The organism is Streptacidiphilus sp. PB12-B1b (assembly GCF_014084125.1).
Taxonomy (GTDB): Bacteria; Actinomycetota; Actinomycetes; order Streptomycetales; family Streptomycetaceae; genus Streptacidiphilus.
This window is the reverse complement of record NZ_CP048405.1, coordinates 1,209,047-1,233,706: the sequence shown is the minus strand read 5'-3', so window position 1 is coordinate 1,233,706 and position 24,660 is coordinate 1,209,047. Positions and strand designations below refer to the sequence as shown.

Genomic DNA, 24,660 nt, shown 5'->3' with positions numbered 1-24,660 from the left:
TGCTCTGTCGCCGCTCGTCCGTCGCCGCTCGTCCGTCGCCGCTGTCTGCTGCCTGCCTGCCGCGCCGCTCGTTGCCCGGGCGCGGCCCGCCGCCGACCGGGCGGTCACGGCCGCACCGCGTGCGGAAGACCCTGCATCGGATCGAGTCGGCGCGCTCTCCCCCGGCCCTGCCGTGCCTGCTGTTCCGGGGCCCGGCCCCGGCACCTTCCCCCGTCGCCCCCGCGACTCCTGCGCCCGCAGTCAGATGCTAGGAGCCCGGACCGACAGTTCAGCGGGCCTTCCAGGGACTTCGGCGGATATCTCACCCCTGCGAGTGATGCCGACGGCCACCTGTTCGCTTCGGTGCTCCGCAGCCGCGGCCGCCGGCGCCGGGTGTGTCAGTGGCGGGTCCTACGCTGGCCCCCATGAGTAGCGCCGCGCCCCGCCCCACGCTCACCCTCTCCGCCGACGAGGCCCGCCGGATCGCCCTGCGCGCCCAGGGCCTGCTCGGCGCGCCGGACCGCCGCGGCGGTGTCCGCGGCGTCCTGCGGCACCTGGGCGCAGTGCAGCTGGACACCATCTCGGTACTGGCCCGCTCCCACGAGCTGATCCCGTACGCCCGGCTGGGCGCGGTCGGCCGCCCCGCCGTCGAGGCCGCCTACTGGGGTGCGGGCACCACCTTCGAGTACTGGTCGCACGCGGCGTGCATCCTGCCCATCGAGGAGTGGCCGCTGTTCTCCTTCCGGCGGCGGGCCTTCCTGGCCCGCGGCCACCGCTGGCACCGGCTGCAGGACGCCGAGCGCTCCTGCGCCGAGGTGCTGGACCGGCTGCGCACGGACGGCCCGCTCACCGCCACCGAGCTGGGCGGGGCGAAGGCAGGCGGCGAGTGGTGGGACTGGTCCGAGACCAAGATCGCCGTGGAGTGGCTGCTCGACACCGGCCAGGTGGTCTGCGGCGAGCGCCGCTCCTGGAAGCGCGTCTACGACCTGGCCGAGCGCGCCGTCCCCGCCGCGCTGCTCGACGCCGACCCCGACGACGACGCCTGCCTGCGGCAGCTGCTGCACCAGTCCGGCGTGGCCCTGGGCGTGGCCACCGCCAAGGACCTCTCCGACTACCACCGGTTGAAGTCCCAGCAGGTCACGGCCGCGCTGCCGGACAGCGGCCTGGTCCCGGTGCTGGTCGAGGGCTGGGGTCGGGCCGGGGCCGCCGCCACGGCCTGGGCCGATCCGGCCGCGCTGGCCGCCGAGCCGCGCGGACGCCACCGCACCACGCTGCTGTCGCCGTTCGACTCCCTGGTGTGGGACCGCGCCCGCACCGAGCGGATCTTCGGCCTCACCCACAGGCTGGAGGCGTACACGCCCAAGGAGAAGCGGCAGCACGGCTACTTCGCCATGCCGCTGCTGACCGGTGGCCAGCTGGTGGGCCGCGTCGACCCGGCCCGCGAGGGCCGGACGCTGGTCGCCCGGCAGGTGTCGCTGGACTCCGCCAAGCACCTGGAGGCCCTGGCCCGCGCGCTGACCGAGGCGGCGAGCTGGGTCGGCTGCGACGGCGTACGGGTCGAGCGGCTGCACGCCGAGGCGCTGCGCCCAGCCCTGGAAGGGCTGCTCGCCGCCCCTGCCGTCGGCTGACCGCCCGGCCGCGCGGGGCTCACCCTATTTCGAGGATCTTCTCCCGCATCGCGTAGACCACGGCCTCCATCCTGGAGTGCAGCTGCAGCTTCTCCAGGATGTTGCGCACATGGTTCTTCACGGTGTTCTCGCTGATGAACAGCTGCTTGGCGATGTCGCGGTTGTTCAGCCCGGTCGCCACCAGCTTGAGCACCTCCAGCTCGCGGTCGGTCAGCCGGGGCGCGGGCAGCATCCGGTCGTCCGAACGCTGCTGGATCATCGACTTGAACTCGGTGAGCAGCTTCGCCGCCATGGACGGGCTGATCTGCGACTGGCCGTCGGCGACGGCCCGGATCGCGGTGGCGACCTCGTCGGTGGAGATCTCCTTCAGCAGGTAGCCGGTGGCCCCCGCCTTGATCGCCTCGTACAGGTCGGCTTCCTCGTCGCTGATCGTCAGCATGATGATCTTCGTACTGGGGGCTGCCTCCTTGATGGAGGTGCACGCCTCGATGCCGCTGCGCCTGGGCATCCGCACGTCCATCAGGATGATGTCGGGCAGCAGGTCGACGGCCTTCTCCACGGCCTCGGCGCCGTCCCCGGCCTCGCCCACGACCTGGATGTCCTCCTCCTGCGCGAGGACGATCTCCAGACCGCGCCGGAACAGTGCGTGGTCGTCCACGACCAGGACCCTGATCGGCTCGACGGCACGGCGCGGACGCTCGGCGTCCCGGTCGTCGTCGCTCCGGTGGTCCCATCGCTCCCCCATCCGGTCCTCCCCCTCGGCTGGTCGGCTCTTGCCGCTATGATTCCACGCTCCGCGAGCCGCGCGATCAACCATCGGCAGCCAATTCACTCCTGGGTGCACCGCGGGCGCGCACAGCGCACAACGAGGGGCGCGACGCCCGGCGCCACGCCCCTCGACTCGTCCGGTGCTACTCCTCCAGCTTGAGGTGGATCACCCCGTAGTCGTATCCGTGCCGGCGGTAGACCACGCTGGGCTGACCGGTGTCGCTGTCCATGAACAGGTAGAAGTCGTGCCCGACCAGTTCCATCTCGTAGAACGCCTGGTCGAGCGCCATCGGGACAGCCGCGTGCGTCTTCTCGCGGACGATCAGCGGGCCCTCGCCCTCGATCTCCAGCGACCCGATCCGGGTCAGCGGGGGCGCCTGCGACTCGTGGTCGGCAGCGGCCTGGGCCTCGGCCTCCTCGGCCATCTGGGCCGACGCCTCGGCGACGCTCAAGGTACGGTGCATCCGGCGGCGGTCGGCGGCCTTGCGCAACTGCGCGTCCAGCTTGGCCGAGGCCAGGTCGAGCGCCGCGTACGGATCGGGCGCGCACGCCTCGGCCCGGATCACCGGGCCCTTGCTGAGCAGGGTGATCTCCACCCGGTCGGACCGCTCCGCCTGCCGGGGATTGCGCTCCTTGGACAGCTCCACGTCGAGGCTGATGACCTTGCCGTCGAGCTTCTGGATGTGCTCCAGCTTCTCGGCCACGTGCTTGCGGAACCGCTCGGGCACCTCGGTTTTGCGACCCTTCACGACGATGTCCACGCAGATCTCCGATCCCTAGCACTGTCACCGGCGGACCCGCAGAGGTCCGCACGGCCCGTCGAGTACGCAGCACCGCCCGCCCGGGGTGGACGGGGCCGCCCCTCACCCCACTCCTCCCCGCTCACGGCGGTCGGAACCCCATAGAACATCGGATCCCCTGCTTCCGCTCGCCCGGCAGCGACCGCCCGCCGCCCCCTGGGCCGCCACCGCCCGGCAGAGTCTTCGACCGGTGCTGCCGCCGTTCGAGTGAAGACCGGCCAAAGGCCGGACAATGCAGCCACCGCACCGAAAGGCTGGGGGCGGCCGGTGATCCACAACCCTGCCGACCACCCTGCCGACCGGAGGAGGCCGCCATGGCCAGCAAGCCCGTCCACATCCTCGACGCCGCCCTGGACCTGCTCGTCCCCGCCCACTGTGTGGGCTGCGACCAGCCGCACACCCAGCTCTGCCCGGACTGCCGCAACCTGCTGGAGGGCGCGCGGCCCACCCCCGCACGCCCCACGGCCGCGCCGGCCGACCTGCCCGAGGTCTTCGCCGCCACGCCCTACGCGGGCGCGGTCCGGCAGATCCTGCTCGCCCACAAGGAACGCGGGGCGCTGCGCCTGGCCCATCCGCTCGGCACGGCCCTGGCCGCGACCGTGCGCTGCGCCGTCCCGCCCGGCGCCGCCAGCCGGGCGCTGCCGCTGCTGCTGGTGCCGATGCCGTCCGCGCCGGCCACCGTACGGGCGCGCGGCCACGACCCCACCCTGCGGCTGAGCCGCGCCGCAGCCGCAGCCCTGCGCCGCGCGGGCGTCCCGGCCCGACTGCTGCCCGCCCTGCGCCAGCGCCGCCGGGTGGCCGACCAGTCCGGGCTCAGCGCCGCCGACCGCCTGCGGAACCTGCGCGGAGCCCTGGGCGTGCATCCGCACCGGCGGCACCATCTCGGCCGGGGCCGGGTCATCCTGGTGGACGACCTGGTGACCACCGGGGCGACCCTCGCCGAGGGCGCCCGGGCCCTGTCCGCGGCGGGCGGGGACGTCCTGGTGGCGGCCGTGGTCGCGGCCACGCCCAGACACGCCGACCACCCGCCCTCAGGCCGGCCTGCGGGTCCTGCCCAGTCTGCCGGGCCTGCCGGGCCGGATCAGCCCGGGTAGCTCGGCATCGGCCCGGGATCGGCTGCGGCCCCCTCGGTGCGGACCTTCCGCCAGACGTTGACGCCCGTCTCCCACAGGTAGACCCGGCCCGAGTCGGTGGGGTCGCCGTTGGAGTCGCCCAGCAGCGGCGCTTTGGTCAGGTCCGGCTCGGACTGCAGTGCTGCGATCGACGTCATCCCGCTGGTCGTCTGCGGCGCGGCGGGCGACGGTATCAGCGCCGTCGATCCGTCGACCTCCCAGACCGACAGGGCCTTCGCCGACGTCGGCGACTGCCCCAGCACCATCACGCTGTCGTCGTCCATCCAGGACACGGCCTGGACGCTGTTCAGCGACTGGGCGACATTGTGCAGCCCGAAGACGGTCATCACCGGAGCAGCCGGGGTGCCGGAACGCGCCACCCAGCCGACCTCGGCGGTGCTGGAGCCCGCGCCGTCGACGATCAGCGCGATCCTGGCGCCGTCGTCGGAGACCCGGAGCCCGGCCACCGTGTCGCCCGCCGCCAGTCCCTTCACCGTGACCGGCACACGGACGGCCCCGTTGTCGGTGACCGCCACCACCGGCGAGTGCGAGGCGGGGTCGCTGTCCACCGCCCACAGCGTCCCGGTGGAGTCCCAGCTCGGGCTGCTGATCGACTTCGGCGGCGCGTGCAGCGCCGAGCGCTGCGAGCTGGACGATCCGGTCAGGTTGCCCACATACAGGTCCTGTCCGCTGCGCGGCACGACGGCGACCCGCCCGCTGGTCCCGGGGGCGACCGCGAACGCGCCGATGCCCAGGCCCGCCGGCTCCAGCTGGCCGGGCACGGGCACCGCCTGGCCGCTGATGACGTCCAGGCTGTCCAGGCGGCCCGCGGCGTCCACGAAGTACGCGGTGGCGTCGCCGGGCGGCTGCGCCGGCTCATAGGCGTTGCCGGTGCCGGTCCAGCACATCTCGGCCCCGGTGGCATGGTCGTAGAGCGCGGCCGACCTCACCTGCTGGCTGCTGCTGCCCTGCTGGTCCGGTACCGAGCCGAGGGTGGCGAGCATCTGCGCGGCCGCCTCGTCGCACCGGCCGCGGTTGTCCAGCAGCGCGTTGTCCTGCGAGCTCAGCACCACCTTGGCGGCCCCGTTGCCGTCGGTCGAGACGGAGTCCACCGAGACGCCGGACGGGAACGCCGAGGAGACCACCGGCCCGAGCCAGGGCGGGGCGCCGTTGGCCAGCGCCCGGGCCGCGTCCCGGAGCGGGTCTATCCGGATGCGCACCCAGACCGGGTTCGCCACCAGCGGCGGCTCGCCGGCACCGCCGGTCGAGTTCTTGCCCGGATAGTAGAGATCGACGGACTCGTACAGCCGCTGGAAGTCTGTCGGCCGGATGATCAGGCCCTGGGGCAGATCGGTGATCTGCCAGTTCCCCTTGGAGTTCCTGACGAAGCTGAACCGCTCCCGGACCTGCTTCTGCGGGCCCGACGGCCCCGGGGTGTAGTCCTGCTGGGAGTTGAGCGTCGCCACCAGGTCGCCGGTGACGTCGAAGGTCATCTTCCCGCTGGCGGGACTGCCGGAGACCGGGTCCTGGTGCAGGTGGTCCAGCACCATCACCTGGGCGGCCGGGTTCCAGGAGCCGGGGTCGGCCAGGTACTCCTTGGCCGTGGTGTAGTCGGCCTCGTCGCTGACCAGGTCGTCCAGGAAGCCGACCAGCAGGTCGGCGGGCCCGTCCCCCGGCTGCGGCGGAACGGCCACCACGACCAGGCGGGTGGACTGGGTGCTGCTGTCCTGGCTGCCGGCGTCCGGGGCCGGAGCCCCGCTGTCCGGCATGGTCGCGCAGCCCGCAAGCACCATGCCCAGCGCCATCGCCCCCAGCGTCCGGGCACTACCCCTGCGCAGCCGCACCCTCATCCCGCCCCTCCTTAGCCACCACGACCTGCGCACCGGTGGCGCCGTACCCCGACGCAGCCCGGACGTCCGCCGGATTGCTCGGAGGCAGCGGCATCCGACCGGCCATCCCGGGGATCACCGAACCGTACCCCAGCACCCCTCCCAGGCCGGGCCCCAGTCCCACGCCCAGGGCAACCCCCGCATCCAGCGGTTCCTTGAGGTCGGCGGCGTCCGTCTGCCGCGCGGACCGCCGGTACGGCATGCCCGCGAGGTCCAGCCCCCGGTTGCTGCGGGAGTCCTCGGGCTCCAGCGGGATCGGCGAGCGGTGCACCTCGCCGCCGGCGTTGCGCGGCACGGTGAGCCGGAACTGCGAGCCCCCGCCGGGCTCTCCCCAGGCGTGCAGCCAGCCGCCGTGCAGGGCGGCGTCCTCCAGCGCGATGGACAGCCCGAGGCCGGTTCCCCCGGTGGTCCGCGCCCGGGCCGGGTCGGCCCGCCAGAAGCGGTTGAACACCCGCGACGCCTCGCCCGGCTTCAGGCCGATGCCGTGGTCGCGGACGGCGACGGCGACCGCGCCGTCCCCGGCGGCGAGCCGCACCTCGATGTCCCGGCCCTCACCGTGCTCCAGCGCGTTGACGACCAGGTTCCGCAGGATGCGCTCGATCCGGCGCGGATCGACCTCGGCCACCACCGGCTCGTCCCCGCCCCGGACCAGGACGGCACTGCCCTTGGTCCGCGCCAGCGGCTCGGCGCCCTCGATCACCCGGGACACCACGTCCCGCAGGTCGGCCGGTTCGGCGTCCAGGATGGCCGCGCCCGCGTCGAAGCGGCTGATCTCCAGCAGGTCGGCCAACAGCGACTCGAAACGGTCCAGCTGGTTCTGCAGCAGCTCGGCGGACCGCTCCGCCGCCGGGTCGCCGAAGTCCTCACGGGACTCGTACAGCAGGTCGGCAGCCATGCGGACCGTGGTCAGCGGGGTCCGCAGCTCGTGCGAGACGTCCGAGACGAAGCGCCGCTGCACCCGGGAGAGCTCCTCCAGCTGGCGGATCTGCGACTGCAGCGCACTGCCCATCCGGTTGAAGGACTCGCCGAGACGGGCGATGTCGTCCGTCCCGGTGACCTTCATCCGCTCCTCCAGCCGGCCGTCGGCCAGCCGCTCGGAGATCTCGGCAGCCATCCGCACCGGTGTCACCACCTGCCGGACCACCAGCCAGGAGATCGCACCGAGCAGGATCACCACGAACACCCCGGCCACGGCCAGCGTGTTGGTGACCAGGTTGAGGGTGTTCTGCTCCAACGTGAACGGGAACAGGTAGTACAGCTGGTAGGACTGCCCGTTCACCTTCAGCTGCTCGGCGACGATCAGCCCCGCCTTGCTGCCGCTGTCGCCCTCGTCGTGGATGGTCGTGTACTGCTCCTGCAGCGTCCCCGCGTTGTTCGCCACCTGGCTCTGGAAGGCGATCGGGATGCTCGCGTTCGGGTCGACGTTGCCGACCTCGCGCGGGTTGTTGGAGTCCGGGGTGTCGGCGCTGTTCGCCTGGACGTTGGTGTCCGTCCCCGGGACCATGCCGACCAGGGCGTACTGACCGGTGCCGCTGTTCGCCAGCAGTTTGACCTGCGTCGAGAGCCAGGTGCCGATGTCGACCTGGCTTCCGGAGCTGGGCTGGCCGGTACCGCCGGTGGTGTCGGCGGACCGCGCAGCGGTGCTGCTGCTGCTCTGGTCCTGGGCCGTGGCCTGGGACTGGGCGACCGCGAACCCGCTCTGGGCCTGGATCTTCGCCGCGTCCTGCTTGGCCTCGAGGAGCCCGTTGCGGACAGCACTCATCACCACGACGCCCAGCACCAGCACCACCGCGAGCGACAGCACCAGCGTGATGGCGACCACGCGCGCCTGGATGGACCGGCGGTAGAGGCCGGTCAGTCGTATGAATGGGCGTGCCGCCCGTCGATGGATCATCCGCAGCAGTGCGTGCATACCGCCTTTGTCCCCATCACTGGTAGCCGACCGCCCGCCGTCCGGCTGGGGCGCGGCGGGGGTCCGACCACTCATATCAACTCGGTCCCGCCTTGTAGCCGACGCCTCGAACCGTCACCACGATCTCGGGACGCTCGGGGTCGCGCTCGATCTTCGATCGCAGCCGCTGGACGTGGACGTTCACCAGCCGCGTGTCAGCGGCATGGCGGTAGCCCCAGACCTGCTCCAGCAGCACCTCGCGGGTGAACACCTGCCAGGGCTTACGGGCAAGCGCCACCAGCAGATCGAACTCCAGCGGAGTCAGCGGAATGCCACGACCGTCGCGCTTCACCGAGTGGCCGGCCACGTCGATCACCAGATCGCCGATGGACAGCTGCTCGGGGCTGGGCTCCTCAGCCCGACGAAGCCGTGCCCGCACCCGGGCGACCAGCTCCTTCGGCTTGAAGGGCTTGGTCATGTAGTCGTCAGCCCCGGACTCAAGACCGACGACGACGTCAACCGTGTCGGTCTTGGCAGTGAGCATGACGATCGGCACGCCGGACTCGGCACGGATCTGACGACAGACGTCGATCCCGTCCCTGCCCGGCAACATCAGGTCGAGCAACACCAGGTCGGGCTTCACCTCGCGGAAGGCGGCCAGAGCCTTGTCGCCGTCAGCGACAAAAGACGGCTCAAAACCCTCCCCGCGCAGCACGATGCCAAGCATCTCAGCCAGAGCAGTGTCGTCATCGACGATCAAGACGCGTCCCTTCATGCCCCCATGGTCTCATTCCGGAAACGTGAGCTGGGGCACAGTCGGCAGAGAGATCCGCCACTCGTTCGAGCCACAGGGCCTCCGAGCAGGAACTTTGGCGACAAAAGTCACATTCCAGACAGCCGAGGAGGCTGTGCGGCGCACAGCTGTTCACCGACGTGCGTCCGAAAGCGACACTTCCCACACGCGCCCGCCGGTCAGACCCGGCTCAGATCCCGGCCAGACGTCGATCATGGTCCGTTCAAGCCGCTCAGGCCGGCTCCGCCAGCGGCAGCAGAGGTCACTCCTCAGCCACGGCCGACGCCTCCAGGGGGCTCCCGAAGGCCGACGGAGCTGCCGACAGGCTCGGAAATGGGTCCAGATATGCGGAAAGGCCCTCTGACTCGAGGTCAGAGGGCCTTTCACGAAAGGTTGTTCGGCGGTGTCCTACTCTCCCACAAGGTCCCCCTTGCAGTACCATCGGCGCTATGAGGCTTAGCTTCCGGGTTCGGAATGTAACCGGGCGTTTCCCTCACGCTATGACCACCGAAACACTATGAAGTTGACCCGCACTCCCCGGCATCCTGCCCCCGGGGAGGGGTCGTTGCTTCAGAACAACACAGTGGACGCGTAGCAACTATGGACAAGCCCTCGGCCTATTAGTACCGGTCAGCTCCACCCCTCACAGGGCTTCCACACCCGGCCTATCAACCCAGTCGTCTACTGGGAGCCTTACCCACTCGATGGTGGTGGGAGTCCTCATCTCGAAGCAGGCTTCCCGCTTAGATGCTTTCAGCGGTTATCCCTCCCGAACGTAGCCAACCAGCCATGCCCTTGGCAGGACAACTGGCACACCAGAGGTTCGTCCGTCCCGGTCCTCTCGTACTAGGGACAGCCCTTCTCAAGACTCCTGCGCGCGCAGCGGATAGGGACCGAACTGTCTCACGACGTTCTAAACCCAGCTCGCGTACCGCTTTAATGGGCGAACAGCCCAACCCTTGGGACCTACTCCAGCCCCAGGATGCGACGAGCCGACATCGAGGTGCCAAACCATCCCGTCGATATGGACTCTTGGGGAAGATCAGCCTGTTATCCCCGGGGTACCTTTTATCCGTTGAGCGACGGCGCTTCCACAAGCCACCGCCGGATCACTAGTCCCTGCTTTCGCACCTGCTCGACCCGTCGGTCTCACAGTCAAGCTCCCTTGTGCACTTACACTCAACACCTGATTGCCAACCAGGCTGAGGGAACCTTTGGGCGCCTCCGTTACATTTTAGGAGGCAACCGCCCCAGTTAAACTACCCACCAGACACTGTCCCTGATCCGGATCACGGACCCAGGTTAGACATCCAGCACGACCAGAGTGGTATTTCAACGACGACTCCACAACCACTGGCGTGGCCGCTTCACAGTCTCCCACCTATCCTACACAAGCCGAACCGAACACCAATATCAAGCTATAGTAAAGGTCCCGGGGTCTTTCCGTCCTGCTGCGCGAAACGAGCATCTTTACTCGTAATGCAATTTCACCGGGCCTATGGTTGAGACAGTCGAGAAGTCGTTACGCCATTCGTGCAGGTCGGAACTTACCCGACAAGGAATTTCGCTACCTTAGGATGGTTATAGTTACCACCGCCGTTTACTGGCGCTTAAGTTCTCAGCCTCGCCACACCGAAGCGCAGCTAACCGGTCCCCTTAACGTTCCAGCACCGGGCAGGCGTCAGTCCGTATACATCGCCTTACGGCTTCGCACGGACCTGTGTTTTTAGTAAACAGTCGCTTCTCGCTGGTCTCTGCGGCCGGCCACAGCTCAGGCAGCACGTGCCATCACCACAACCGGCCCCCCTTCTCCCGAAGTTACGGGGGCATTTTGCCGAGTTCCTTAACCATAGTTCACCCGAACGCCTCGGTATTCTCTACCTGACCACCTGAGTCGGTTTGGGGTACGGGCCGCCATGAAACTCGCTAGAGGCTTTTCTCGACAGCATAGGATCATCCACTTCACCACAATCGGCTCGGCATCAGGTCTCAGACTATGTGAACGGCGGATTTGCCTACCGTTCGTCCTACACCCTTACCCCGGGACAACCACCGCCCGGGCTGGACTACCTTCCTGCGTCACCCCATCGCTCACCTACTACCAGCTCGGTTCACCGGCTCCACCACTTCCCCTTGTCCGAAGACTCCGGGACGGCTTCACGGGCTTAGCATTACCGGGTTCGACGTTGGCGCTTCAAAGCGGGTACGGGAATATCAACCCGTTGTCCATCGACTACGCCTGTCGGCCTCGCCTTAGGTCCCGACTTACCCTGGGCAGATCAGCTTGACCCAGGAACCCTTGGTCAATCGGCGCAAGAGTTTCCCACTCTTGTATCGCTACTCATGCCTGCATTCTCACTCGTATACCGTCCACGACTGGCTTCCGCCGCCGCTTCACCCGGCACACGACGCTCCCCTACCCATCACAGCCCCCGTTAGGGGTTGACACTGCAATGACACGGCTTCGGCGGTGTACTTGAGCCCCGCTACATTGTCGGCGCGGAATCACTTGACCAGTGAGCTATTACGCACTCTTTAAAGGGTGGCTGCTTCTAAGCCAACCTCCTGGTTGTCTCTGCGACTCCACATCCTTTCCCACTTAGCACACGCTTAGGGGCCTTAGCCGGTGTTCTGGGCTGTTTCCCTCTCGACCATGGAGCTTATCCCCCACAGTCTCACTGCCGCGCTCTCACTTACCGGCATTCGGAGTTTGGCTAAGGTCAGTAACCCGGTGGGGCCCATCGCCTATCCAGTGCTCTACCTCCGGCAAGAAACACACGACGCTGCACCTAAATGCATTTCGGGGAGAACCAGCTATCACGGAGTTTGATTGGCCTTTCACCCCTAACCACAGGTCATCCCCCAGGTTTTCAACCCTGGTGGGTTCGGTCCTCCACACGGTCTTACCCGCGCTTCAACCTGCCCATGGCTAGATCACTCCGCTTCGGGTCTTGGGCGCGCTACTATGTCGCCCTATTCGGACTCGCTTTCGCTACGGCTACCCCACACGGGTTAACCTCGCAACACACCGCAAACTCGCAGGCTCATTCTTCAAAAGGCACGCAGTCACGACAGCTGTGTGCAAGCACACGCTGCGACGCTCCCACGGCTTGTAGGCACACGGTTTCAGGTACTATTTCACTCCGCTCCCGCGGTACTTTTCACCATTCCCTCACGGTACTGTCCGCTATCGGTCACTAGGGAATATTTAGGCTTAGCGGGTGGTCCCGCCAGATTCACACGGAGTTTCACGGGATCCGTGCTACTTGGGAAAAACTCAAGAGAGCCGTACAGGTTTCGTCTACGGGGGTCTTACCCTCTACGCCGGACCTTTCGCATGTCCTTCGACTACCCATACGGTTTCTGACTCTCCGACCGGCCGGCAGACCGGTCAAGAATTCTCCCACGACCCCGAAGTGGCAACCCCTGCCGGGTCTCACACCACAACGGTTTAGCCTCATCCGATTTCGCTCGCCACTACTCTCGGAATCACGGTTGTTTTCTCTTCCTGCGGGTACTGAGATGTTTCACTTCCCCGCGTTCCCTCCACACTGCCTATGTGTTCAGCAGCGGGTGACAGCCCATGACGACTGCCGGGTTTCCCCATTCGGACACCCCCGGATCAAAGCTCGGTTGACAGCTCCCCGGGGCCTATCGTGGCCTCCCACGTCCTTCATCGGTTCCTAGTGCCAAGGCATCCACCGTGCGCCCTTAAAAACTTGGCCACAGATGCTCGCGTCCACTGTGCAGTTCTCAAGCAACGACCAGCCACCCATCACCCCCACACCCGAAGGCCGTGGAGTTCACTGGGGCCGGCACTGAAGACCACGAACCTTGACGGCCGTGCCCTCAGGACCCAACAACGTGCCCGACCCGATCCACCCGACCCCGCGTTCCACGCACCCCGAAAGGTGCAGTACTAGCGGCGACAAGCCGATCGTGCCGAATAGTCAACGTTCCACCCATGAGCGAACCACCGTCAGACATGCGCTGACGATATGGCCCTCTGACCGCCGAGGCGGTAAGAAGTGCTCCTTAGAAAGGAGGTGATCCAGCCGCACCTTCCGGTACGGCTACCTTGTTACGACTTCGTCCCAATCGCTGGTCCCACCTTCGACAGCTCCTTCCCTTGCGGGTTAGGCCACCGGCTTCGGGTGTTACCGACTTTCGTGACGTGACGGGCGGTGTGTACAAGGCCCGGGAACGTATTCACCGCAGCAATGCTGATCTGCGATTACTAGCAACTCCGACTTCATGGGGTCGAGTTGCAGACCCCAATCCGAACTGAGACCGGCTTTTTGAGATTCGCTCCACCTCGCGGTATCGCAGCTCATTGTACCGGCCATTGTAGCACGTGTGCAGCCCAAGACATAAGGGGCATGATGATTTGACGTCGTCCCCACCTTCCTCCGAGTTGACCCCGGCAGTCTCCTGTGAGTCCCCGGCATAACCCGCTGGCAACACAGAACGAGGGTTGCGCTCGTTGCGGGACTTAACCCAACATCTCACGACACGAGCTGACGACAACCATGCACCACCTGTATACCGACCACAAGGGGGCGACCATCTCTGGCCGTTTCCGGTATATGTCAAGCCTTGGTAAGGTTCTTCGCGTTGCGTCGAATTAAGCCACATGCTCCGCTGCTTGTGCGGGCCCCCGTCAATTCCTTTGAGTTTTAGCCTTGCGGCCGTACTCCCCAGGCGGGGAACTTAATGCGTTAGCTGCGGCGCGGACCACGTGGAATGTGACCCACACCTAGTTCCCAACGTTTACGGCGTGGACTACCAGGGTATCTAATCCTGTTCGCTCCCCACGCTTTCGCTCCTCAGCGTCAGTAATGGCCCAGAGATCCGCCTTCGCCACCGGTGTTCCTCCTGATATCTGCGCATTTCACCGCTACACCAGGAATTCCGATCTCCCCTACCACACTCTAGCCTGCCCGTATCGAATGCAGACCCGGAGTTAAGCCCCGGGCTTTCACATCCGACGCGACAAGCCGCCTACGAGCTCTTTACGCCCAATAATTCCGGACAACGCTCGCACCCTACGTATTACCGCGGCTGCTGGCACGTAGTTAGCCGGTGCTTCTTCTGCAGGTACCGTCACTTGCGCTTCTTCCCTGCTGAAAGAGGTTTACAACCCGAAGGCCGTCATCCCTCACGCGGCGTCGCTGCATCAGGCTTTCGCCCATTGTGCAATATTCCCCACTGCTGCCTCCCGTAGGAGTCTGGGCCGTGTCTCAGTCCCAGTGTGGCCGGTCGCCCTCTCAGGCCGGCTACCCGTCGTCGCCTTGGTAGGCCATCACCCCACCAACAAGCTGATAGGCCGCGGGCCCATCCCAGATCGCCGGAGCTTTCCACGCACACCCCATGCGGAGATGCGTCGTATCCGGTATTAGCACCGGTTTCCCGGTGTTGTCCCAGAATCTGGGGCAGGTTGCCCACGTGTTACTCACCCGTTCGCCACTGATCCACCCCGAAGGGCTTCACCGTTCGACTTGCATGTGTTAAGCACGCCGCCAGCGTTCGTCCTGAGCCAGGATCAAACTCTCCGTGAATGATTTCCCGTGATCGGGATACCACCCGCGAAAGAGCGGCACGACAGTCAGCGGAACAGCCGACCTCGTGCACTGCGTCCTCGCTAGTGTTTTGTGCATCAAAGGAACCACGTCCAAAAACGGACGGGGTATCAACATATCTGGCGTTGACTTTTGGCACGCTGTTGAGTTCTCAAGGAACGGACGCTTCCTTCAAGACCCTTTCACCAGTCTCTCCGGGCGCTTCGTTCTTCGTTGTGAAGCCTAGCAGATCCGTTTCGTCCGATCGAACCGGGCGATTTGTTTCCGCAGATTGTCGGCGGCAGATTTCCCTGCCGTTGCCGATTACTTTACCAGGCTTTCCAGGCCGCTTTTGCGGCCCACTCGCCCCATTGCATCGGGGCAGCATTCATCCGGCATTTCTGCCTGATTCCGTGCTGGGTTTCGATGCCCTTGGGCCGAGCGAGGTGTTCGAGACTACCCCTGGGTTCGCCTGCTGTCCAATCCAGGCAACCGCTCGAACCTACCGGGGCTGTCAGGGCCCGTCAACGGTTTTGCTGGGGGGCGTCTCCAGCTGCTCCAGCTCGATGCCCGGAGCGGAAAGCACCACGTCACCGGCCAGGTGGACCATGCCCTCCTCGCCGGTGGCGAGGTCGGCCACCCGGTAGTGCTCGACGTCCAGCGGTCCGCTGTCAGTGGGGTGTGATTCGATCGCGTCCAGGGTCCACCCCTGGTCGAAGGTTCGTGGTGCAAGCACGGGTTCGGTCAGGGCGACGACGCGCAGCCGTGCGCTGCCGCCGGGGGCGAGGCGGAGCAGTCGTGCGGACGCGATGAGGAACGAGGGCGAGCGGCCGGCGAAGGCGTGCGCGCGGTCGCTGCCTTCGCGGGTGTGGCGTGCGTCGGTGTCGGCACTGTGGGAGCGGACCCAGGTGAGTCCGTCCATCGCCCCGCCGCGGATCTGCCAGCCACCGTGACGGAGTTCGAGGCGCAGCGGCCGACTGCGCGAGTCGAGGGTCAGGTCCACCGAGCCGTCCGGGGCGCCGTCGGTGCCGAAGGTCTGCGCGGTGTAGCGCCAGCCGGACGGTCCCGGCGCGCAGCTGAAGCGTTCTTCACCGAGAGGAGTGTCGTCATGGGTGTCGTAGAACGAGTATCGGCCGCTGGGCATGGTTCGTTCCTGAGGTGTGCGAACGGCCGAGTGGCCGGCGCCCGCAGGCGCCGGCCACTCGGAGGGGTACTGGTGTGCCGGGCGGGATCAGTAGCGGTACTGGTCCGGCTTGTACGGGCCCTCGACCGGGACGCCGATGTAGGCGGCCTGCTCGTCGCTGAGCACGGTCAGCTTCACGCCCAGGGCGTCCAGGTGCAGGCGGGCCACCTTCTCGTCCAGGTGCTTCGGCAGCACGTACACATCGACCGGGTACTCCTCGGTCTTCGTGAACAGCTCGATCTGCGCGATGGTCTGGTTGGCGAACGAGTTGGACATCACGAAGGACGGGTGTCCGGTGGCGTTGCCGAGGTTCAGCAGGCGGCCCTCGGAGAGCATGATGATGGCGTGCCCGTCGGCGAAGCGCCACTCGTGGACCTGGGGCTTGATCTCGGTCTTGACGACGCCGGGGATCTTTGCGAGCCCGGCGATGTCGATCTCGTTGTCGAAGTGGCCGATGTTGCCGACGATGGCCTGGTGCTTCATCTGCTCCATGTGGCTGGCAAGGATGATGTCCTTGTTGCCGGTGGTGGTGATGAAGATGTCGGCGATGCCGACCACGTCTTCCAGGGTGGTGACCTGGTAGCCGTCCATGGCGGCCTGCAGCGCGCAGATCGGGTCGACCTCGGTGACGATGACCCGGGCGCCCTGGCCGCGCAGCGACTCGGCGCAGCCCTTGCCGACGTCGCCGTAACCGCAGACGACCGCGACCTTGCCGCCGATGAGGACGTCGGTGGCGCGGTTGATGCCGTCGATCAGCGAGTGGCGGCAGCCGTACTTGTTGTCGAACTTGGACTTGGTGACCGCGTCGTTGACGTTGATGGCCGGGAAGAGCAGCGAGCCTTCGCGGTGCATCTCGTACAGGCGGTGGACACCGGTGGTGGTCTCCTCGGTGACGCCCTTGATGGCGTCGGCGGCCTCGGTCCACTTGCGCGGGGACTCGGCCAGGGTGCGGTTCAGCAGCTCCAGGACGATCCGGAACTCCTCGTTGTCCGCCGTCGAGGGGTCGGGGGCGGCGCCGAGCTTCTCGAACTCCACGCCCTTGTGGACCAGCATGGTGGCGTCGCCGCCGTCGTCGAGGATCATGTTCGGGCCGACCTCGCCGGGCCAGGTGAGGGCCTGCTCCGTGCACCACCAGTACTCGGTGAGGGTCTCACCCTTCCAGGCGAAGACCGGGACGCCCTTGGGGTCCTCCGGGGTGCCCTCCGGGCCCACGGCGATGGCGGCCGCGGCGTGGTCCTGGGTGGAGAAGATGTTGCAGGAACACCAGCGGACCTCGGCGCCCAGCGCGACCAGGGTCTCGATCAGCACGGCCGTCTGGATGGTCATGTGCAGCGAACCGGTGATCCGGGCGCCCGCCAGCGGCTGGGCCGCCGCGTACTCCTTGCGGATCGACATCAGACCGGGCATCTCGTGCTCGGCGAGCTGGATCTCCTTGCGGCCGAAGGCGGCCAGGGAGAGGTCGGCGACCTTGAAGTCACCGGAGGGAGCAGCAGACATGTTCTCTCTTCTCAATCGCTCGATGGCACCGGTTGTCACCGGCTGGGCTCGGACGGGGCCAGGCGGGTATGACGGGCAGCCCCCTCCGCCTCGGCGGCGGGTGCACGCGTACACGGGCCTGGGCTCGCGCACGCGGGACGACACGTTTGGTCCTAGGCGTGTCCCACAGCTGTCAAACCTGTTCTGGCCACATGCGTCGGAGGCCCTCTCTCCCTCGGATGGCCCGCCCGTCCACACCCGGAGGTGTTTCTGTTCGAACGCACCCGACCGCCATCAGCAGCGACGTCTGGCTCTGGAACGAATCTACACCGCCGGGCCCGGCCGACAGTCGAGTTCCGGTAGGAGACCGGCCATACCGGGGCTAGTGCCGAGGCGGCGCACGACTCGACATCCGACCCGCGGGGCCTGTGTCATGGTTTTGGAACACAGGCGTACATTCCCGGTGTGCGCGGTCGAATCCCCGCTCTAGGGTTCGATGCGGCGAACCTCCACCGGTCCGCGCGACGAGAGCAGGAGACTGTATGTCGGTGCCATGGAGCGGGGCCGGGCTGCCGCCGGCCGCCGCTGAGCGGATGGCCGAGATCAAGGGCAGCGGCACGTGGACCTCGGCGCTGTCGACCAACGAGTTCGCGGCGATCCGCAGTGTCGGCTTCGAGCCCGTGGGCCAGGTGATGGGCTCCGCCGTCTACCACGTCGGGCGCAGCGGCGCGTACTGGGGTTACCACGACTGCCTGTACCAGGGCGCCGGTTTCGGCTTCAGCTACGGGAACCTCGGGAACGCCCCGATCGCCCTCTCCGGGCAGGGCGCTCCCTCGGCTGGGCTGGTGGCGGTGTTCGAGCAGGCGCGGCGCTCCGCCCTGGACCGGATGACGGCGGAGTGCACGGCGCTCGGCGGCGACGGCGTGGTCTCGGCCGAGCTGACCATGGCGCCGTTCCCCGCGCAGCCCAACTGCCTGGAGTTCAAGGTCATCGGCACCGCAGTGCGGGCGCAGGGCCCCCACCGCCCGAGGCAGCCGTTCACCTCGCATCTGGACGGGCAGGGCTTCGCCAAGCTGCTGGCCTCCGGCTGGGTGCCGGTGGAACTGCTGGTGGGGATGTCGATCGGGGTGCGCCACGACGACTACCGGACCCAGTCGCAGACGTACTCCTGGCAGAACGTGGAGGTCGCCGGGTGGAGCGAGCTGGTGCACGGGGTGCGGGCCGACGCCCGTCGGCAGTTGCAGCGCCAGGGTGCGCGGCACGGCGGCGACGGGATCATCATGGCCAGCAGTGCGCTGCGGGTGTGGCGGGAGGGCTGTATCCGGGCCCGCAACCGCAACTCCGAGGGCGAGGACCACGTGGCCGAGTCCACCATGGTGGCGACCACCATCGCGCGTTTCAAGACCCGGGAGGTCGCGCCCACGACGCTCTCGGTGCTGCCTCTGGGCGACCGCGGCGACAAGCTGCGCAGGCGTCTGGCGGCGGTGGCGTCCAGCCCGTACGGGGACGCCGGCGAATACCGTCGGCTGGTACAGCAGCTGAACGAACTGAACGGCCAGGTATGAGCAGGTGCAGCTGGTTCGCCGAGCGAACCGGAGTCATTCCGTCCGCGCTGAGTGCAATCATGCGAGTAGGGGTAGCGAAATGAGCAAGGTGGAACCGACCGCTGAGGGTGTCCCGGCCGACGCGATGCGGCGGCTGGCCGAGCTGGAGCCGGGCAAGCCCGGTTCGATCTTCACCAGCGACCTGTCCGTCAACGAGTTCCTGCTGGTCCGCGAGGCGGGGTTCAAGCCGATCGGGCTGGTTCTCGGCAGCTCCATCTACCACGTGGGCATGCAGATCGGGCGCTGGAACAAGAACCAGGAGCTGGGGACGCTCAGCCAGGCGATGTACCACGCCCGCGAGCTGGCGATGACCCGGATGGAGGCGGAGGCCGCCTCGCTGGGCGCGGACGGCATCGTCGGGGTGCGGCTGACGGTGGAGGCCCGCGAGTTCGGCAACGACGTCGCCGAGTTCATCGCCATCGGCACGGCCGTCAAGGCGGACCACCCCGCCCCGGGCGGTCAGACCTGGCGCAACAACAAGGGCCAGCCGTTCACCTCCGACCTCTCCGGCCAGGACTTCTGGACCCTGATCCGGGCCGGCTACGCGCCGCTGGGCATGGTGATGGGCACCTGCGTCTACCACATCGCGCACCAGCGGATGGGCGCGGTGTTCTCCAACATCGGCAAGAACGTCGAGATCGAGCAGTTCACCCAGGCCCTGTACGACGCCCGGGAGCTGGCCATGGCCCGGATGCAGGCTGAGGCCGAGGAACTGCACGCGGAGGGCGTGGTCGGGGTGCAGCTGAATGCGCACAACCACCGCTGGGGCGGCCACACCACCGAGTTCTTCTCCATCGGCACGGCGGTCCGGCCGCTGCGGTCCGACCACGAGATCGAGCGGCCCACCATGGTCCTCAGCCTGGACGGGTGAGAGGCTCGACTGAAGCGGTTCGAAGTCCGAGAGTGTCCGAGAGTGCCAGGACAGCCAGTACACGAGTGCGGGGAATCATGATGGGCGAGCAGGATCCGTTGCCGGCCCGGCCGGAGGACGTCAGGGGTGCGGCGGACGGCGCGGCGCTGGAGGGGGAGCTGAACGATCCGGGCATGTCCCTGGACATGCTGGCGGCCGCGCTGCGCCGGGACTCCACCGACCTGGAGATCTACGTCAAGGTGCTCACCGACTCGCTGGCGGACGCGCTGCCGCCGGGGTCGGTCTCCTTCGACCGCAAGCGCAGCATGGGCGACCGGATGTCGGGCCGCGAGGGCAAGGTGGAGCGGCTGGAGGTGACGCTGGACGACCGCCGGCTGATCCTGACGCTGGCGCACGGGCGTCCGCAGGGCGAGGTGGCGACGGTGGTGCGCGGGGTGGTGCTGTCCCGCAAGCCGGTGGCGCTGGACGAGTGGGCGAGGGAGCTGGCGTCGGCGGTGGCCCAGCGGGCCCAGTCGGACGCGCGGGCCCGGGCGGCCCTGGAGAAGCTGGTCCTCGGCGGCTGATCGGATCACTCGTTCGAGTGGTGATCGCCCCGCTTTCCGGTCCTGGTGACCGAAAGGCGGGGCGATTGTCGTCGGCGGGGTGTAGTTGTGGGACTACACCGAAACCGTGGCCCGGAAGACCGTGCTGCGGGTGTCGGCGACTGCGCTGCCGACCAGGAGGCCGGGGCCACCGGCGGGGACGAATGACGATTCGCCCGGGTGGAGCGTGATGGTGGATCCGTCGGCACCGGTGAGGAGCGTGCTTCCCTCGGTGCACAGCAGGATCTGCGGGGTGGCGGCGGGGATGCCCCGGGTCTGCGGCGCCGCGCCGCCCAGGGTGAATCGGGAGAGCCGGAACTCGTCGACGGGTACCGGGTACAGCTCCTCGCCGTCCAGGTCCGCTGCCGGGAGCGGGCGCAGGACGTCCGGGTCGGCGCCGCGGAACTCGACGACAGCGAGCAGTTCGGGGATGTCCACGTGCTTGGGGGTGAGTCCGCAGCGGAGCACATTGTCGGAGTTGGCGAGGATCTCGACGCCCAGGCCGTGCAGGTAGGCGTGCGGGATGCCGGCGCCCAGGAAGAGGGCCTCGCCCGGCGCCAGCCGGACGTCGTTCAGCAGGAGGGCGGCGATGACGCCGGCGTCCTCCGGGTAGGCGTGGCCGATGGCCGCGTAGGAACCGAGGAAGGAGAGCAGTGAAGCGGGGAGGCCGGCCAGGGCGGAGCCTGCGGTGTCTTCGGCTTCCACGGCCTTGGCGGCACGGTCCAGGGCCTCGACGGTCTGCCGGACGGCGACGGCGGTCGCCTGCGGGGCGGCGGTGAGGACGGCGGTGAGGACCTCCCGGAGGGCCTCCTGCTCGGGCTTCTCGCGCAGCACCCGGGCCAGTGGCGCCAGCGCGGGTACGGCGAGCGCGTCGAGAAGGGCGGCGGTCCCGGCGGGTCTGCGGAATCCGCACAGGCCGACGAACTCGGTGAGCGCGCAGATCAGCTCGGGTTTGTGGTTGGCGTCCTTGTAGTTGCGTTCGAAGGCGTCCAGCGGCACCCCGCGGGCCTCCTCGGCGGCGAAGCCGGCGCGGGCCCGGGCGAGGTCGGGGTGGACCTGGAGCGACAGCGGCTCACCGGCCGCGAGGATCTTCAACAGGAAGGGGAGCGACGGGCCGAAACGGTCGACGGTGAGGGCGCCGAGCTCGGCCTCGGGGTCGGCGGCGATGAGTGCGTTCAGCGGCTGGGGCCCGTGGCCCCGGTCCAGGGTCGAGGGCGCGCCGGGGTGGGCGCCCATCCACAGTTCCGCCTGGGGCTCGCCCGTCGGCGCGACCCCGAGGAGTTCGGGCAGCGCGGTCCTCGAACCCCAGGAGTACGGGCGGATGACATTGGTCAGACGATCCACGAGTCAGATCCTGATCTGTGCCGCCTGGCAGAGGCGGAGGCCGTTGGGAGGTGCATGCGTCAGTGGATGCGCGGACGCGTCGAGGAGGCGAGGCCCAGGTAGACGGCTGCGAAGTCGGTCAGGGCGACCAGCTCGGTCAGGGCGACGAGCGCGTCGGTGTGGGAGGAGGTGAGTTCCTGGATGCCGACCTGGTGGTCCGCGGCCAGGCGGTGGGCCCGGGACACGGCGTGCGGGGTCGGGCGCGGCTCCGGCGCGGGCGCGGCGTCGGGCTCCGGCTGGGACGGCGGCTGTGACGGGGCCTGGGCCTGGGCCGGTGACGGGGCCTGAGCGCTGTCGCCGGGAGGCGCGGGCGACTCGGCGGGGCGCGGGGTGCGGCGCAGCAGCAGGAGCTTGTACCGCAGCGCGTCGGTCTCCTCGGTGCGGTCGCGGAAGAAGTCGTCCTCGTCGGTCTGCGAGCCGAGTTGTCCGAGGAGCAGGCCGCGTTGGGCGGTGAGCGCCTCCGGCAGCATTCCGGTGACGGCGGGGCGGGCGGCCTCGTCGGCGAGCATGGCGGCGAAGCGGCGGGCGACCGCGGCGGTTCCCGGGCTGTCGCTCCAGATCAGCGGGAGCACCCCGTCGAGCTGGATGGCCAGGCCCTTGGCCGGGTTGGTGTACGTGTCGGCGGCCGGGCCGCAGCGGACGGCGACGTCGTCCAGCTGGTCGGCGGCGGCCTGGAGGGAGGAGAACGGGATGGAGACCAGGCCGACGCGGTCGGCGAGGGCGAGCATCGGGGCGAGCAGGCCCCACAGCGTCGAGGGCGGGTCCTGGGGCAGGTCGCGTTCGAGCCCGGGGGTCGGTTCGCCGGGGCCTGCGGCGGCCTCGAACGGCAGCGGGAGCCCGCGGACCTGCAGGGTCGCCCCGGCGAGGGGGCTGCCGGCGGGCGCGACCGAGACGACGGTGCAGCCGCGGGTGTATGCCTGCTGGGCCAGGGTGATCAGCCCGGGCTCGGTTCCGCTGCTGGAGAGGATCAGCAGCAGGTCGGACGGGCCCGCCCAGCCGGGGAGGCTCCAGTCGAGGCTGAGGGCGAAGTCGGAGCGCAGGTCGCTCGGGGTCGCGGACGGTGACGGCCGGTCGGGCGCGTGGGCCGGGTCGGCCAGGGCCGGGCCGAGGACCACGACCGGGCAGACGGTGCCGCCGAGCGCCGCGAGCAGTTCGCCCGCGAGGACGGCGGTGCCGTGCCCGGCCACGAAGGCGGCCCGGGGCCTGCCTTCGGGCCGCAGCTGGTCCAGCCCTGCCTCGCCGGCCAGGCGGAGCGCCCTGCGCACGGTGGCCCCGGCCGAGGCGAGGTCGAGCAGCAGGCCCGCCTCGTCGGCACGGGTCAGCGCGGCCGGGTCGTCCAGCAGCCACTCCTCGAACATACGGCGGTCTCCTGCGCGATCGTGGCCGGTGTCAGTCGGGGCGCCGGGCTTCGTCGACGAGGAGCACCGGGATCCCGTCGCGGACAGGGTAGGCCAGGCCGCAGTCGGCGCCGGTGCAGACCAGCTCCTCGGCGGTCTCCCTGAGCGGTGCGTGGCACTGCGGGCAGGCGAAGATCTCCAGCAGCGCGGGGTCGATGCTCATTCCGGTGTGCTCCGTGGGTGGTGTGAGGAGGTGCGTGGTGCTTCCGGGTGCTTCCCGGGAAGCTACCGTACCGCTGCCCGGCCCACGGCGGGCCGGGCAGGGCGGCGGACGGTCGGGTGCGGCCGGTCAGCCGCGGACGATGGCCAGGACCCGGTCGCGGACCTCGGCCACGGCGGCCTGGTCGCGGGCCTCGACGTTGAGCCGCAGCAGCGGCTCGGTGTTGGATGCCCGCAGGTTGAACCACCAGCCGTCGCCGGTGACGGTGAGGCCGTCCAACTCGTCGAAGGTCACCCCGGGCACCTCGGCGTAGGCCGCGCGGACGGCGGCGGAGCGGGCCGCCTGGTCGTCCACGGTGCTGTTGATCTCGCCGGAGGCGGCGTAGCGGTCGTACTCGGCGACCAGCGCGGACAGGATGCCCTGCTGGCCGCCGAGCGCGGCCAGCACGTGCAGGGCGGCCAGCATGCCGGTGTCGGCGCGCCAGAAGTCGCGGAAGTAGTAGTGGGCGGAGTGCTCGCCGCCGAAGACCGCGCCGGTGCGGGCCATCTCCTGCTTGATGAAGGAGTGGCCGACACGGGTGCGGACGGTCTTGCCGCCGTGCTCGCGGACGACCTCGGGCACGGCCTGGGAGGTGATCAGGTTGTGGATGATCGTCGGCTCCTCCTCCCCCGCCGCCTTGGCCCTGGCCAGCTCGCGGACGGCGACCAGGGCGGTGATCGCGGAGGGGGAGACCGGCTCGCCGCGCTCGTCCACCACGAAGCAGCGGTCGGCGTCGCCGTCGAAGGCGAGGCCGATGTCGGCGCCGACCTCGCGGACCTTGGCCTGGAGGTCGACCAGGTTCTTGGGGTCGAGCGGGTTGGCCTCGTGGTTGGGGAAGGTCCCGTCGAGCTCGAAGTACATCGGGACGACGTCCAGCGGCAGGCCGTCGAAGACGGTCGGGACGGTGTGGCCGCCCATGCCGTTGCCGGCGTCCACGGCGACCTTCAGCGGGCGGATGGCGCTGAGGTCGACCAGGCCGCGCAGGTGGGCCGCGTACGGCTGGAGTTCGTCCTGCCGGGTGATCCGGCCCGGGGCGGCGGCGCCCGCGGCCGGGGGGATGCTGACGGCGCCGTCGGCGTCCGTCCAGCTCTCGACCAGTTCGCGGATCTCCACCAGGCCGGTGTCCTCGCCGACCGGCGCGGCCCCGGCGCGGCACATCTTGATGCCGTTGTACTGGGCGGGGTTGTGGCTGGCGGTGAACATCGCCCCGGGCAGGTCGAGCTTGCCGCTGGCGAAGTACAGCTGGTCGGTGGAGCAGAGGCCGATCTCCACCACGTCCGCGCCCTGGGCGGCGGCGCCCTCGGCGAAGGCCCGGCTCAGCCCGGGCGAGGACGGGCGCATGTCGTGGCCGACGACGATCGCCTCGGCGCCGGTGACCCGCACGAACGCCGCCCCGAAGGCCCCGGAGAGCGCTTCGTCCCACTGGTCGGGGACCACGCCGCGCACGTCGTACGCCTTCACGATCTGCTTGAGGTCACGCACTCGGGGTCTCCGCCATTCTCGTCGCACGTCGGCGCACGTCGTCACAACGCCTTTCGACGTTCCTCT

16 protein-coding genes and 3 rRNA genes are annotated in these 24,660 nt (G+C 68.7%); 5 read left to right on the top strand and 14 right to left on the bottom strand.

Annotated features, from left to right (window positions below):
• The first annotated feature begins 404 nt into the window (after positions 1-404).
• Positions 405-1,607, top strand: a complete 1,203-nt coding sequence (locus GXW83_RS05685; protein ID WP_182441802.1) for a winged helix-turn-helix domain-containing protein — start codon at positions 405-407, stop codon at positions 1,605-1,607.
• A 19-nt stretch (positions 1,608-1,626) separates the two neighbouring features.
• Here the strand turns inward: GXW83_RS05685 and GXW83_RS05680 are convergent, their stop codons facing one another.
• Positions 1,627-2,352, bottom strand: a complete 726-nt coding sequence (locus GXW83_RS05680) for a response regulator transcription factor (RefSeq protein WP_182441801.1) — start codon at positions 2,350-2,352, stop codon at positions 1,627-1,629.
• 166 nt (positions 2,353-2,518) lie between these two features.
• The gene (hpf, locus tag GXW83_RS05675; RefSeq protein ID WP_182441800.1) at positions 2,519-3,136 is read right to left on the bottom strand and encodes a ribosome hibernation-promoting factor, HPF/YfiA family; all 618 of its coding nucleotides are present in this window, start codon (positions 3,134-3,136) and stop codon (positions 2,519-2,521) included.
• A gap of 353 nt (positions 3,137-3,489) precedes the next feature.
• On the opposite strand from hpf, the gene GXW83_RS05670 reads away from it, so the two are divergent.
• Positions 3,490-4,269 (top strand): ComF family protein, encoded by a 780-nt coding sequence (locus GXW83_RS05670; RefSeq protein WP_182441799.1) that lies wholly within the window; start codon positions 3,490-3,492, stop codon positions 4,267-4,269.
• Here GXW83_RS05670 and GXW83_RS05665 read toward each other — a convergent pair.
• From GXW83_RS05665 to ahcY, 8 genes are all read right to left on the bottom strand, one after another.
• A complete protein-coding gene (locus tag GXW83_RS05665) occupies positions 4,257-6,137 on the bottom strand; it encodes an LpqB family beta-propeller domain-containing protein (RefSeq protein WP_182441798.1) in 1,881 nt (626 codons plus the stop codon). The genes GXW83_RS05670 and GXW83_RS05665 overlap by 13 nt on opposite strands.
• Entirely contained in the window at positions 6,112-8,088 is a 1,977-nt protein-coding gene (gene mtrB, locus GXW83_RS05660) for an MtrAB system histidine kinase MtrB (protein WP_225446776.1), read from the bottom strand. The genes GXW83_RS05665 and mtrB overlap by 26 nt, the downstream gene beginning before the upstream one ends.
• A gap of 76 nt (positions 8,089-8,164) precedes the next feature.
• Positions 8,165-8,842, bottom strand: a complete 678-nt coding sequence (gene mtrA / locus GXW83_RS05655; RefSeq protein WP_182441796.1) for an MtrAB system response regulator MtrA — start codon at positions 8,840-8,842, stop codon at positions 8,165-8,167.
• A gap of 413 nt (positions 8,843-9,255) precedes the next feature.
• Positions 9,256-9,372, bottom strand: a 5S ribosomal RNA gene (gene rrf, locus GXW83_RS05650).
• Positions 9,373-9,460: 88 nt separating this feature from the next.
• Positions 9,461-12,585 (bottom strand): 23S ribosomal RNA (locus tag GXW83_RS05645).
• A 314-nt stretch (positions 12,586-12,899) separates the two neighbouring features.
• Positions 12,900-14,418, bottom strand: a 16S ribosomal RNA gene (locus GXW83_RS05640).
• The 16S, 23S and 5S rRNA genes sit together here, the layout of an rRNA operon.
• A 514-nt stretch (positions 14,419-14,932) precedes the next feature.
• Complete coding sequence (locus GXW83_RS05635) at positions 14,933-15,562, bottom strand: hypothetical protein (RefSeq protein WP_182441795.1); 630 nt, start codon at positions 15,560-15,562, stop codon at positions 14,933-14,935.
• 87 nt (positions 15,563-15,649) lie between these two features.
• Positions 15,650-17,098: an adenosylhomocysteinase gene (ahcY, locus tag GXW83_RS05630; RefSeq protein WP_182441794.1), complete on the bottom strand. Its 1,449-nt coding sequence runs from the start codon at positions 17,096-17,098 to the stop codon at positions 15,650-15,652.
• 521 nt (positions 17,099-17,619) lie between these two features.
• Here ahcY and GXW83_RS05625 point away from each other — a divergent pair.
• From GXW83_RS05625 to GXW83_RS05615, 3 genes are all read left to right on the top strand, one after another.
• Positions 17,620-18,642, top strand: a complete 1,023-nt coding sequence (locus GXW83_RS05625) for a heavy metal-binding domain-containing protein (protein WP_182441793.1) — start codon at positions 17,620-17,622, stop codon at positions 18,640-18,642.
• A gap of 79 nt (positions 18,643-18,721) precedes the next feature.
• Positions 18,722-19,552 (top strand): heavy metal-binding domain-containing protein, encoded by an 831-nt coding sequence (locus GXW83_RS05620; RefSeq protein ID WP_225446775.1) that lies wholly within the window; start codon positions 18,722-18,724, stop codon positions 19,550-19,552.
• Between the two features lie 80 nt (positions 19,553-19,632).
• Entirely contained in the window at positions 19,633-20,115 is a 483-nt protein-coding gene (locus GXW83_RS05615; protein ID WP_225446774.1) for a hypothetical protein, read from the top strand.
• Between the two features lie 93 nt (positions 20,116-20,208).
• Here GXW83_RS05615 and manA read toward each other — a convergent pair whose 3' ends face one another.
• The 4 genes from manA to GXW83_RS05595 all read right to left on the bottom strand — a co-directional run bounded on the left by manA (position 20,209) and on the right by GXW83_RS05595 (position 24,594).
• Positions 20,209-21,477 (bottom strand): mannose-6-phosphate isomerase, class I, encoded by a 1,269-nt coding sequence (gene manA / locus GXW83_RS05610; RefSeq protein ID WP_182441792.1) that lies wholly within the window; start codon positions 21,475-21,477, stop codon positions 20,209-20,211.
• Between the two features lie 59 nt (positions 21,478-21,536).
• Positions 21,537-22,874, bottom strand: coding sequence for an SIS domain-containing protein (locus tag GXW83_RS05605; protein WP_182441791.1), 1,338 nt, complete (start codon positions 22,872-22,874; stop codon positions 21,537-21,539).
• Between the two features lie 31 nt (positions 22,875-22,905).
• Positions 22,906-23,076, bottom strand: coding sequence for a Trm112 family protein (locus GXW83_RS05600; RefSeq protein ID WP_182441790.1), 171 nt, complete (start codon positions 23,074-23,076; stop codon positions 22,906-22,908).
• 126 nt (positions 23,077-23,202) lie between these two features.
• Positions 23,203-24,594, bottom strand: coding sequence for a phosphomannomutase/phosphoglucomutase (locus GXW83_RS05595; protein WP_225446773.1), 1,392 nt, complete (start codon positions 24,592-24,594; stop codon positions 23,203-23,205).
• Positions 24,595-24,660 lie beyond the last annotated feature (66 nt).